This is a genomic window from Pseudomonas sp. P4_D7 (assembly GCF_056401755.1).
Map to the genome: position 1 here is coordinate 1 of NZ_JBFUIR010000026.1, position 11,861 is coordinate 11,861.

An 11,861-nucleotide genomic window follows, 5' to 3' on the forward strand; every position below is an offset into this window, starting at 1 on the left:
GCCCTCTCCCCCAGGGGGGCGAGGGGGAAAGGGAGCCGACCGCATGCAGTTCAAAACCTGAGTTCGACTGAAGTCCGACAGTCCCCTCTCCCCAACGGGTCGAAGGGCAAAGGGAGCCGATCTCTATGCTCTTCAAAACCTGAGTTCGGCTCGGTATTGCAAGTCGGCGTACCTCGAACATCCACCACGGTCAGTCCCCTCTCCCCCTGGGAGAGGGTTAGGGTGAGGGGCTCTTGACCTTAGTGCCCGGAAGCCGCTGGCCCTGCCTTGGCAGCAAACGGCGGCTTCGCCAGCCACACAATCAGAATCAACCCCATAAACCCCCAGCCCAGCAGCGTGAAGTAATCCACGGTGGAGAGCATGTACGCCTGACTGGTGAGGATCTGATCCATCTGCGCATAAGCCGACTGACTCGCCCCGCCCAAATGATTCAAGGTCTCGCGAGTCGCCGGCTCGAAGGTGCTGATGCTCTCACTCATATACGCATGATGCTGATCCGCCCGACGAATCCAGATCCACGTGGTCAGCGACGCCGCAAAGCTACCGCCCAACGTCCGCAGGAAAGTCGCAAGACCAGCACCATCGGCAATCTGGCTCGGCGGCAAGTCCGACATGAGGATGCTCAACGTCGGCATGAAGAACAGCGCCACGCCAATACCCATGAACAACTGCACCAAAGCAATGTGCTGGAAGTCCACCTCATTGGTGAAACCCGCCCGCATGAAGCAGCTCAAGCCAATCGCCAGAAACGCCAGCCCGGCCAGTAACCGCAGGTCGAACTTGTTCGCGTACTTGCCGACAAACGGCGACAGCAGCACCGGCAGAATGCCGATCGGCGCCACGGCCAGACCGGCCCAGGTCGCGGTGTAGCCCATTTGCGTCTGCAACCACTGCGGCAGGATCAGGTTGATGCCGAAGAACCCGGCGTAACCGAGCACCAACACTAGCGTGCCGATGCGGAAGTTGCGGTAGGCGAACAGCCGCAGGTTGACCACCGGATGCTGGTCGGTCATTTCCCAGATAACGAACACCGCCAGCGCGATCACCGAAATCGCCGCGCCGATGATGATGAAGTTCGACTCGAACCAATCCAGGTCATTGCCCTTATCGAGGATCACCTGCAACGCACCGACGCCGATGATCAGCGTGATCAGTCCGACGTAATCCATCGGCTGACGGCTGGTTTCCACCGGACGTTTGGCCAGTTGCGAACGCACCACCATCACCGCAAAGATGCCGATCGGTACGTTGATAAAGAAGATCCACGGCCAGCTATAGCTGTCAGTAATCCAGCCGCCGAGAATCGGCCCGGCAATTGGCGCAACCACCGTGACCATCGCCAGTAACGCCAGGGCCATGCCTCGCCTCGCGGGCGGATAGACCGCGATCAACAGGGTTTGCGTCATCGGGTACAGCGGCCCGGCGACCAGACCTTGCAGGACGCGGAAGCCGATCAGTTCCGGCATCGATGTGGAGATACCGCAGAGGAACGAGGCCAGCACGAACAGAATGGTGGCCCAGAGAAACAGCTTCACCTCACCGAAGCGGCGGCTGAGCCAACCGGTCAGCGGCAGCGCAATCGCGTTACTCACGGCGAACGAAGTGATCACCCAGGTGCCCTGCTCCGAACTCACCCCGAGGTTGCCGGAAATCGTCGGCAGCGCCACGTTGGCAATGGTGGTGTCGAGCACTTGCATGAACGTCGCCAGCGACAGGCCGATAGTGCTGAGCAACAGGCTGGGCGGCGTGAAAGAGGCGTTATTGCTCATTGTGAATCCTATGAAACCAGGTTGACGCCTTGCCCCCTGTGGGAGCGAGCTTGCTCGCGAAGGCGGTCAGTCAGACACAGTAGTGCTGAATGACACACCGCTTTCGCGAGCAAGCTCGCTCCCACAGGGTCAGGTGTGATCTCAGCGTTGCGCGGTTTTGCTCACCGCGGCGCTGTTGTCGTGGATCAGCTGCGCAATCATCGCGTCGGCTTCGGCCAGTTGGCGGTCGTAAACATTGGTGCTGAACGAGGCCTTCTGCGGCGGCTGCTGGGCCAATACCGGACCGCTCTGGTCATGCAGATTCACTTCAACATTGGTCGACAGACCGACGCGCAGCGGATGCTTGGCCAATTCTTCGGCGTTGATGTGAATGCGCACCGGCACACGCTGAACGATCTTGATCCAGTTACCGGTGGCGTTCTGCGCTGGCAGCAGAGCGAACGCGCTACCGGTGCCGGCACCGAGGCTGTCGACGGTGCCGCTGTATTTCACGTCGCTGCCGTAGATATCGGATTCGATATCGACCGGCTGACCGATGCGCATGTCACGCAATTGGGTTTCCTTGAAGTTGGCGTCGATCCACAGTTGATCCAGCGGAATCACCGCCATCAACGCCGTGCCCGGTTGCACACGCTGACCGAGTTGCACGGTGCGTTTGGCGACGTAACCGGTGACCGGCGCGATCAAAGTGCTGCGGGCATTGGTCAGGTAAGCCTGACGCAGATCGGCAGCGGCCGACATCACGTCCGGATGCGACGACACCACGGTGTCATCGACCAGCGCGCTGGTGGTTTTCAATTGTTGCTTGGCGTTGGCCAGGGCGTTTTGTGCCGAGGTCAGGTCGTCGCGAGCGTGGGACAGTTCTTCCTGGGAAATCGCGCCGCCCTGCGCCAGGTTCTTCCGGCGGTTGTAGTTGTCCTGGGCTTTCTGCACTTCGGCCTGTTGCGCGTTGACCTGGGCTTTCATGCCGTCAACGTTGCTGTACAGACCACGCACCTGACGCACGGTGCGCGCCAGTTTCGCCTGGGCGCTTTGCAGACCGACTTCAGCGTCGTTCGGGTCGAAGTTGATCAGCACCTGACCTTCGTGAACCAGATCACCATCGTCAGCACCGATGCTGACCACAGTGCCGGTCACCAGCGGGGTGATTTCGACGACGTTGCCGTTGACGTAGGCATCGTCGGTGCTTTCGTTAAAGCGCCCGATGAATTCGTGATACGCCCAGACGCCGGCGCAGGCGAGTGCAACCACAACGGCGAGCACCAGCAGCATGACTTTGCGTTTGCGCGGGTTGCCGGTGTCCGGGGTGTTGCCTTGAGCTTGGGTATTTTCGGCAGTGGCCATGACAAGTACCTTGAATTAGTTGTGCGGCGTGGCTGGGGTGGCGTTGGCTGCGGTCAGGGTGTCACCCTGGAAGCCGCCGCCCAGCGCTTGCATCAGTTGAATCGACAGGTCGATCTGCTCGGCATTGAGGTTGGCCAGTTGACGCTGGGCCTGCAGCAATTGCTGCTCGATGCTGAGCACGTCCAGGTAGTTGCCGATGCCGGAACCGTAACGCTGGACGACGGTGTTGTAAGAATCCTGAGCAATGTCGGTGGCGTGTTGCTGCGCACCGATCTGCCGGCCGATGTCACGCAACTGGTTGACCGTGTCGCTGACATCGCCCAGTGCTTTCACCAGACTTTTGTTGTACTGCGCCACCGCCAGATCGTAATCGGCGTCGCGCGCATCGAGGTTGGCGCGCAGGCGTCCGCCGTCGAAGATCGGCACCGAGATGGTCGGGGCAATGTTGAAGAAGCGACTGGCCGAACCGAACATCGCGTCACCCAACAAAGATTCGGCACCGGCCGAGGCCGTGAGGTTCAAGTTGGGATAAAAGCGGGTTTTCGCCGAGTCGATGTCTTTGCTCGCGGCTTCTACCCGCCAGCGTGCAGCAACCAGATCGGGCCGACGACCGAGCAGTTCCGCCGGCAACACTGACGGCACGGCGACAGCGCTGGCTTGCAGGACGTTCGGTCGGGCAATTTCGTTGCCGCGATCCGGGCCTTTGCCGAGCAGCACGGCCAGGGCGATCTTGGCGCTGTTCAGGCGTTTTTCCGCATCGATCAGGCTGGCTTCGGAACTGGCTTCCAGACTTTGTGTTTGCTGGAACTGGTACTGACTGTCGATCCCGGAACTCAGGCGACGCTGGCTCAGGTCGAGCATCTGTTTGGTGCGCTTGAGGTCTTCGTTCGCCAGGTCATAAACGATGTGCGCCTGACCGAGATCACTGTAGGCACGGGCGACATCGGCAGCAAGCGTCAACTGCGCAGCCTGACGATCAACTTCAGCCGCGCGGGCCTGACCGAGTGCAGCTTCCCAGGCGTCACGCTGGCCGCCCCAGAGGTCGAAGTTGTAATTGAAACCGGCGCTGACGTTACGCACGGTGGCGTAGGCATCACCCTGCCCTCGCGGGTCCTGATCCTTGGCCAGACGCGAACGGCTGATGCCGGCGCTGGCGTCGAGGGTCGGATAGCGTTCGGCGTCGGCGGCATACGCGGCGGCGCTGGCCTGATGCGCGCGGGCTTCAGCGATTTGCATGTCCGGGCTGTCGTGCAGCGCTTCGCGGATCAGGCCGTCGAGTTGCGGATCGCCGAGGCTGGTCCACCAGTCGCTCTTCGGCCATGCGGCCGGCGACAGGGTCACGCCGTTGAGGGATTGGCTGGCGTTGAGGCTTTTCGCATCAAGGCTTTTGCCTTGAGTGTCGAGGCCGCTGTAGTTGGCGCAGCCGGCGAGGATCATCGCCGACAGCACCAGCGTCAGGCTGCTGCGCAAGGTTTTACCGCTCATTGTGTTCACCTAACCGCTGGATGGTGATCGGGTCACCGGCTGCCAGCAGGATTTTCTTGAGGATGTATTCCAGGGTCTTCAACTCGTCCGGAGTGACGGCGCCGGCCAGTTCATTCATTGCGTCGGCGCCGATGTGCGGCAGGCGATCGGCCAGTTGCTGGCCTTGTTCGGTCAGCTTGAGTTGCACCTGACGGCGATCGCCTTCGCTGCGCTGGCGAGCCAGAAAGCCTTTCTGCTCCAGACGATCGAGCATGCGCGTCATCGAACCGCTGTCGAGCGACAGGTGCCGGCAAAGCTCGGCCGGGGTATCGACGCCGAACTGGGCCATGATGATCAACACCTTGAACTGCGCGGCGGTAATGCCGTGGGGTTCCATGTGGGTGTCGATGATCCGGTCCTTGAGCAGCGCAGCACGGCCAAGCAACAGGCCGAGATGGCAATGTTTGAATTCGTCCGGGGTGAAATGCTTCATTTGCTCACCTAATAACTGCCTAGGCAGTGAATGTATGTCGAGATGTTACTGCCTAGGCAGCGAATGTCAACGTAATAGTTAGGAGGCTTGGTAATTAGTTGACCAATGGAGTTGGTTTTTGCGGCGCCCACGCGGACGCTTTCGCGAGCAAGCTCGCTCCCACAGGGTCTTGCGTCAGCCAAACAATATTGGCAACGACACAAAACCTGTGGGAGCGAGCTTGCTCGCGAAGGCCGCGACTCGGTGTGAAGCCAGTCAGGATTCGTCGGAAGGATGCACAGGTGGCGGCTGCACCGGATGCACCTCACGCCCGCGCAACGCAGTGGCCACATACCCAAGCGCACGCTTGCTCACCGCATAAATGCTGTGCCAGCCCGGCGGCGCCGGCTCGATCGCAGCATGCAACGCTCGCGCATAGTCGAGCACCAGTCCGGGCGTCCAGGCCATCGCCTCGGCGCGTTTGCGCACTTGCGCGGCAACCCAGAACTCGGGGCTGAAAATGATTCGAGCGAAATCGAGCATGCTCGAATGCCCCCGGTTCATCGCCCCTTCCAAGGCCGCTTCGAGACTATGGGCGACGGCACTGGAACAGTTGCGACTGGTCAGGTTGTACGTGCTGTTCTGCCGATACTCCGTCCAGAATGCATGCAGACGCCGGGGGTCGTAATGGGCAAAACTGACTTGCACCGAAGACGGACACCAGTCCGCCACCTCACCGGCATAGTCGGGCAGAAACCGGCCGGCAACATCGTTGTTCGGCGTCGCCCGCAGCAAGCGCACAAAATCTCCCGCCGAACGATCGATGTCGTCCTGCGGGTAATGGCTGATGTAAATGTCCGGGCCGCATTCCAGTGCCGCATGGCCGGCGGAGATAACGCCGTTGATGTCGACTGCTGCGATGTAGCGGTTAAGTAGCCGATTGCGCACCAGGGTGTCATCGACGGTGCCGCTGGGGGTCCAGACATGAATCACCAACGCGTCGCTGCTGGCCGGCGCACTCACTGCAGCAGGACTGGTCAACGGCAACTGGTTTTTGAAGCGCACGGATTGCCGCAACAACGCGCAGCCCGAAAGAAACAGGCTCATGCCAATGCAAAACGGCACCGTGCCCTTATACAGCGTCGGATACGGCTCAAGGATAAACACGCCAAAGCCGATTTCGAACAGCCCCGCCAGCAGCGACACTCGCCAACCGACAAAGCGCACCACCAGCGCAGCCGCTAGCCTGAAGCCCCCATCAATGATGAAAGCCCCGCCAAACAGCACTGCCAGAATCAGCCCGGCAGCATGTTGCCGGTCGACGATCAGCAGCCCCAACAAGAGAAAAGCCAGTCCGCGCGCTCTGCGCAGGGCCGCAGCGGTCCCGGCTTGCGGTGCCGGCACCAGCAGCAGGATCAGCGCTTCGAGCAACAACAGATAACCGAAAAGATGCAGCGGGAAATACAGAACACCGTCCAGCGCATCAATGAAGATGCCCACACCGGCCGCGCCCCAGACAATGCCCGTCAACGCCAGCGCGGACCAACGCTTGCGGACAAAGTCGTGACCGAGCAAGACCATACTCAAGCGGACCATATGACCTCTCTGGTAAACCGGGGGACGCACAATCTGCACGGTTTTCAGGCTCAGGTGAGTCTAATACATCGTTGCGTTTGCAGATTCGCGCGAGGGTGTTCTAAGAATCGCCTGATGTCCATCGGTATACACCGCGTTTAACGTACGCCGCTCTTTGGCCAATTACGTAAATCCTCTTCATGAAGCGTTTCAAAGTCCAGCGCCCGCTCCTGTTCTGTATCGCAGCCACCTTGTTTGCCTGCGCCTCGAACGTGATGGCCGGCAGCTGTGTTGCAGTCGACTCAAAGACTGAAACCCTCAATTTTGGCGCCAGTCTCGCCAGTTCCAGTCTGACCATTCCTGCCGACACACCCAATGGCACCGTGGTCTATCAGGACACCGTGCAGTCAACCGCCCATGTCTGGAGTTGCTCGAAGATTTCCCTGTTTGGCATTCAGATGAATCCGAAACTGGGCACTGCCACCGGTACGGACAGTATTTTTCCGCTGGGCAAGAGCGGACTGTCCTACCGCGTCTGGTTCCAAGCCCTGAGCCGTTACGAAACAGCTTTGCAAGCCATCGCCGCCAACTCCGCCTATGGCTTCGGCGCGAACTTCGTGCGTCTGGAAATCATCAAGACCGGCGAGCTGACGTCAAAAGTCAACATCGACGCGGGGTATCTGGGCAGCCTGCAGGACGATGATCTGATCCTGAAGAAACTTAACCTGATGAACCCCATCGTGCTGAACGCCGCCTCCTGCCAGACCCCTTCCGTCCCGGTCGCGATGGGCGATGACTATCAACTCCTGGAGTTTAGCGACGCGGGCGCCAAACCCCGCACCGTGCGCTTCGACATTGCCCTGAATCAGTGCCAGACCGGCATCAAGAAAGTCACCTATTCACTCAAAGCCACCACGCCCGTCATCGACGCGACCAAGGGCATCGTCGCCCTCAACAGCACCTCCACCGCCAGCGGCATCGGCCTGCAATTGATGAACGATGTCGGGCAGCCGATTTCCTTCGATACCACCTACCCGTTCAACGCCTTCACCACCACCGGCACCGATTTCAAGATCCCGTTAACCGCCGCGTACTACCGTCTGCCCACGGGCGAACTCAAGGCCGGCAGCGCCAACACCGAAGTCACCTTCATCGTCAACTACCTATAGCATTCTAAGGATCGTCTGATTTTCCCCGCTCCCGGCCCTGCCTAGAGTGCCGGGATGAGATTGAAGAACTACCTCCATCAGATCAGCCCGCTCCTGTCCTCGCCCGATGCGGCGCGGCGCCTGCTGCGCATTTTTGCCCTGGTGCTGCTGGTGGGCATTCTCGGCGGCGTCTACAGCTTCCTGCTGTTTACCTTCAACAATGAGATTTCTCAGCGGCGCAGCTACATGAGCAGCGCCATCGCCGAAGCGCACACCTTTTTCACCACCCGCGAAGCACTGCTGGAAAGCCTGAGCCTGTCGGCCACGCGCAAGGCGAAAATAAACGTGCCGGTGTCCGAGGAGGAAATCCGTCTGCTGCTGGGGCAAACGCCGGGCAAACAGTGGAGCATCTGGCTGACCCAGCGCATGCGCGATTACCTGAAAGCCAAGCAGCTCAATCTGCTGTATGTCAGCAATGGCGGTCATGTATTGCGGCTATACAACGCGACGCCGCTGGTCGTCGGATTGCCACAGGCCACGCTGGATCAACTGGAGTCGCTCAAGCTCACAGCGACATTATCGGAACTGTGGCTGACCCATGCTGCAGACGGCCACTCGCGGCTGTACATCTTCATCCGCCTGGATGAACGCGACGTCCACTCCGGCTGGCTCGGCCTGGAAATGGACGACCGTGAAGTCTCCAGCGCCTTGAACGACCACAGCGCCGGCGAGTTCACCATGTTCAACTCACAAGGCAAACCGCTGTTCAGCAACAGCCACAAACCACCGCCCGAACAGAACCTGCCATTGCTGCGACAACAGGATTTCTTCGGCTTCGTCGGCAATGGCTGGCTGCCCGAGCAATTGGTGTTGCGCAAGCAGCTGAAATCCTCGGACTGGCAGCTGACTTACTCCATCGACTTGCTGGCGGTACTGCGCGCCCTGTGGCCACAAATGCTCGGCACGCTGCTGTTCTGTGTGTTGAGTATCAGCCTGGTGTGCCTGTTGGTCCGCCGTCTGGAGCATCGTTTCATCACCCCGGCAATCCAGCGCATTCAGGCGCTGGTGGAAAGCGAGCTGTTCAGCCGCGACGTGATTCAGACTGCGCCCGTGGCGTTGTGCGTACTGCGCCGCAGTGACGGCCAAGTGGTGCTGGACAACACCCTCGCGCGGCAATGGCTGGGCCAGTGCAGCGAGCAACTGGGCGCGGGCTGGATCCGTGATGCATTTGACGAAACCACGCCATGCCTGACCGATTACTTCGAGACCGCCGACGGTCGTCACCTATACCTGAGCTGTGCGCCGACCCGCTACAAGGGTGAAGACGTGTTGCTCTGTGCATTTAGCGATATCAGCGCACGGCGACAGATCGAAGCAGCGCTGGAACAGGCACGCCAATCGGCCGATGCTGCCAACGAAGCCAAGACCTTGTTTCTGGCGACCATGAGCCACGAAATCCGCACCCCGCTCTACGGTGTGCTGGGCACGCTGGAACTGCTCGCGCGAACACAGTTGGACACTCAGCAGAAAAGTTACCTGCGGGCGATCGAGGGATCATCGGCGACGTTGCTGCAGTTGATTTGCGACGTGCTCGATGTGTCGAAGATCGAGGCCGGGCAACTGGCGCTGGAGTTGAGCGAGTTTTCCGTCCCGGAACTGGTGCACGAAGTGGTGCAAGGCTATGCCGCCGCCGCGCAAAGCAAAGGCCTGCAACTCTATGCCTGCCTCGATCCGCAACTGCCCGATTGCCTGCTGGGCGATGTCAGCCGCGTACGGCAGATCCTCAATAATCTGCTGAGCAACGCGGTCAAGTTCACCGATTCCGGGCGCGTGGTGTTGCGGGTCAGACTGATCGCTCGCGAAGGCGAACGCGTGTGCCTGCAATGGCAGGTTTCGGACACCGGCAAAGGCATCGCCCATGACGATCAGGCGTTCATTTTCGAGCCGTTCTACCAGACCGCCGGCAACACCAATGTGGTCGCCGGCACGGGCCTCGGTCTGCCCATTTGCCAACGTCTGACGCATTTGATGAACGGCACTCTGCGCATGGTCAGCGAGCCGGGCCTGGGCAGCAGTTTTTCCCTGAGCGTGCCGCTGGAGCAACGTTCCTGCGAGGCGCCAGCCGCCGCTTCGCCACCATTGGCAGCGGATATCGTTTATGTGGTCTCACCGATCCGCGAACTGGCCGACAGCATCAGCGGCTGGCTGCGGCGTTGGGGCGCCCGCCCGCATATCGGCGCACCTGACGGTAGGGAGCCCGATGCGACGGCTGTGCTGCTGGAACTGTACCCCGCAGCCTTCGGACAGCGCCCGAACCTGGCATGGCGTGGCCCGCGTGTACTGGCCAGCGGTGACGGTGCCCATGAGCCGCAGTTCAGCGGCGACGGCTGGCAGGTCAACCTGAATGATCTGCTGGCGATTCAACGCGCCGTGCGCCAGGCCCAGAGCGGCCAGATCGTTCACCGCCCGCAAGACAGTGAACCCCACGCGATGCGTCCGTTGCGCCTGCACATTCTGGTGGCCGAAGACAACGTCATCAATCAGTTGATCCTGCGCGATCAGCTCGAAGAACTGGGCTGCACCGTAGCGCTGGCCAGCGATGGCGAAGAGGCCTTGTCGCTGTGGCCCGACGCTGCGTTCGACATCGTCCTGACTGACGTCAACATGCCCCGCCTCAACGGTTACGAACTGGCCAAAGCGCTGCGGCGCCTCGGTTGCAGCATTCCGATCATCGGCGCGACCGCCAACGCCCTTCGTGGTGAGGATGCGCTGTGTCTGGCTGCGGGCATGAATCACTGCCTGGTCAAACCTTTTACGCTACGAGCCTTGTTCGCTGTCCTGGCTCCCTACGAACGAGTCGCCCATGAAGCCCTGTAGCATTCTGATTGTCGAAGATCACCCCTTCCAGCACCTGTACTTGCAGAACCTGTTCAGCGAGTTGGGCGACTTCGATCTGGCGTGCGCCAAGGACGGAGAAGAAGCACTGGACTGCCTGAAACAACGCGACTTCGATCTGGTGCTCACCGACCTGCTGATGCCGGGCATGGACGGCGTGCAATTCATTCAGGGCCTTGCCGCCCAACGTTCGCGCCCGGCATTGGCGATCATGAGCGCCGCCTCACGGCGCATGTTGATGGGCGCGAGCCTGGTGGCGAGCAACCTGCAAGTGAAAGTCATCGGGCTGATTTCCAAACCAGTGAACGCCGCCGCCCTGCGCTGCCTGATCGATCAATTGCAGGCGCTGCGCCAGAGCGTCCCGGCGGCGATCCATCCCGGCATCGATCGCCAGAGTATTTGCAACGCCCTCGACAACGGTGAACTGCAAGCCTGGTTTCAACCGAAGAAGGCTTTGAACAATGGCCGGATCGTAGCCGCCGAAGCGCTGGTACGCTGGAATCACCCCGAACATGGCACGCTGCTGCCCGGTGTGTTTTTGCCAGCGTTGATTGCGTTCGGTCTCGAAGAGCCGTTGCTCTGGTGCGTGCTGAAACAAGCGATTGCCGCCCAAGCGACCTGGCGCGAACAGGGCTATGACATTCCGGTTTCGGTCAACCTTCCCACGCACCTGCTCAACAGCCACGACCTGCCCGACCGCATTCTCGCCTTCGTTCTCGCCCATCAAGGCCTGCCCGCGCGGATCTGTTTCGAGTTGATGGAGTGCTCGGTGCCCGATGACATCAGCAATTTCTACGCCGGCGCGTGCCGCTTGCGGATCAAGGGGTTCGGTCTGTCGCAGGACGATTTCGGCAAGGGCTACAGCTCATACATGAACCTGGTGTCGGCGCCGTTCACCGAACTGAAAATCGACCGTGCTCTGGTACAAGGCTGCAATGCCAACGCCGAACTCGCGCAAGCACTGACCAGCATTGTCAGCCTCGGTCGCCAATTGGGTCTGACCGTGGTGGCCGAAGGCGTAGAAACCGCACAAGAACTTGCTCTGTTGCGTAAGATCGACTGCACTCAGGTTCAGGGTTTCCTGATTTCCCACGCCGTTTCAGCCGATCAGTTCCAGCACTTGCTGACCCACGACGGGCCGGCGACTGCCTATTGAGCGGCACGTGGCTGTTGTTGAACGTCGCTCGCTACCGA

Annotated in this window: 8 protein-coding genes; 3 read left to right on the forward strand and 5 right to left on the reverse strand. The window is 60.5% G+C overall.

Features of this window, described 5'->3' with window-relative positions:
• Window positions 1-239: 239 nt before the first annotated feature.
• The 5 genes from AC1DVF_RS17415 to AC1DVF_RS17435 all read right to left on the reverse strand — a co-directional run bounded on the left by AC1DVF_RS17415 (window position 240) and on the right by AC1DVF_RS17435 (window position 6,645).
• Window positions 240-1,769: a DHA2 family efflux MFS transporter permease subunit gene (locus tag AC1DVF_RS17415; RefSeq protein WP_016986555.1), complete on the reverse strand. Its 1,530-nt coding sequence runs from the start codon at window positions 1,767-1,769 to the stop codon at window positions 240-242.
• Window positions 1,770-1,910: 141 nt separating this feature from the next.
• A complete protein-coding gene (locus AC1DVF_RS17420) occupies window positions 1,911-3,113 on the reverse strand; it encodes an HlyD/EmrA/EmrK family protein (protein ID WP_008082123.1) in 1,203 nt (400 codons plus the stop codon).
• A gap of 15 nt (window positions 3,114-3,128) precedes the next feature.
• Complete coding sequence (locus tag AC1DVF_RS17425) at window positions 3,129-4,598, reverse strand: efflux transporter outer membrane subunit (protein ID WP_477782858.1); 1,470 nt, start codon at window positions 4,596-4,598, stop codon at window positions 3,129-3,131.
• Window positions 4,588-5,070 (reverse strand): MarR family winged helix-turn-helix transcriptional regulator, encoded by a 483-nt coding sequence (locus AC1DVF_RS17430; protein ID WP_077573642.1) that lies wholly within the window; start codon window positions 5,068-5,070, stop codon window positions 4,588-4,590. Before AC1DVF_RS17430 ends, AC1DVF_RS17425 begins: the two co-directional genes overlap by 11 nt.
• 255 nt (window positions 5,071-5,325) lie before the next feature.
• Window positions 5,326-6,645 carry a hypothetical protein gene (locus AC1DVF_RS17435; protein WP_477782859.1) on the reverse strand — a complete coding sequence of 440 codons (1,320 nt, stop codon included), beginning with the start codon at window positions 6,643-6,645 and terminating at the stop codon, window positions 5,326-5,328.
• Between the two features lie 179 nt (window positions 6,646-6,824).
• Between AC1DVF_RS17435 and AC1DVF_RS17440 the strand changes: the two genes are divergently transcribed.
• From AC1DVF_RS17440 to pvrR, 3 genes are read left to right on the forward strand one after another with little or no spacing between them, the layout of a single operon-like run.
• A complete protein-coding gene (locus AC1DVF_RS17440) occupies window positions 6,825-7,793 on the forward strand; it encodes a fimbrial protein (RefSeq protein WP_477782860.1) in 969 nt (322 codons plus the stop codon).
• 54 nt (window positions 7,794-7,847) lie between these two features.
• Window positions 7,848-10,649 (forward strand): ATP-binding protein, encoded by a 2,802-nt coding sequence (locus AC1DVF_RS17445; RefSeq protein ID WP_477782861.1) that lies wholly within the window; start codon window positions 7,848-7,850, stop codon window positions 10,647-10,649.
• Window positions 10,636-11,823: a response regulator cyclic di-GMP phosphodiesterase PvrR gene (gene pvrR, locus AC1DVF_RS17450; protein WP_477782862.1), complete on the forward strand. Its 1,188-nt coding sequence runs from the start codon at window positions 10,636-10,638 to the stop codon at window positions 11,821-11,823. The genes AC1DVF_RS17445 and pvrR overlap by 14 nt, the downstream gene beginning before the upstream one ends.
• Window positions 11,824-11,861 lie beyond the last annotated feature (38 nt).

What these genes read in the sequence shown, in the direction of transcription:
- AC1DVF_RS17420 (WP_008082123.1), bottom strand. Translation starts at nt 3,113, where the DNA reads ATGGCCACTGCCGAAAATACCCAAGCTCAAGGCAACACCCCGGACACC.
- AC1DVF_RS17430 (WP_077573642.1), bottom strand. Translation starts at nt 5,070, where the DNA reads ATGAAGCATTTCACCCCGGACGAATTCAAACATTGCCATCTCGGCCTG.
- AC1DVF_RS17440 (WP_477782860.1), top strand. Translation starts at nt 6,825, where the DNA reads ATGAAGCGTTTCAAAGTCCAGCGCCCGCTCCTGTTCTGTATCGCAGCC.
- AC1DVF_RS17425 (WP_477782858.1), bottom strand. Translation starts at nt 4,598, where the DNA reads ATGAGCGGTAAAACCTTGCGCAGCAGCCTGACGCTGGTGCTGTCGGCG.
- pvrR (WP_477782862.1), top strand. Translation starts at nt 10,636, where the DNA reads ATGAAGCCCTGTAGCATTCTGATTGTCGAAGATCACCCCTTCCAGCAC.
- AC1DVF_RS17435 (WP_477782859.1), bottom strand. Translation starts at nt 6,645, where the DNA reads ATGGTCCGCTTGAGTATGGTCTTGCTCGGTCACGACTTTGTCCGCAAG.
- AC1DVF_RS17415 (WP_016986555.1), bottom strand. Translation starts at nt 1,769, where the DNA reads ATGAGCAATAACGCCTCTTTCACGCCGCCCAGCCTGTTGCTCAGCACT.
- AC1DVF_RS17445 (WP_477782861.1), top strand. Translation starts at nt 7,848, where the DNA reads ATGAGATTGAAGAACTACCTCCATCAGATCAGCCCGCTCCTGTCCTCG.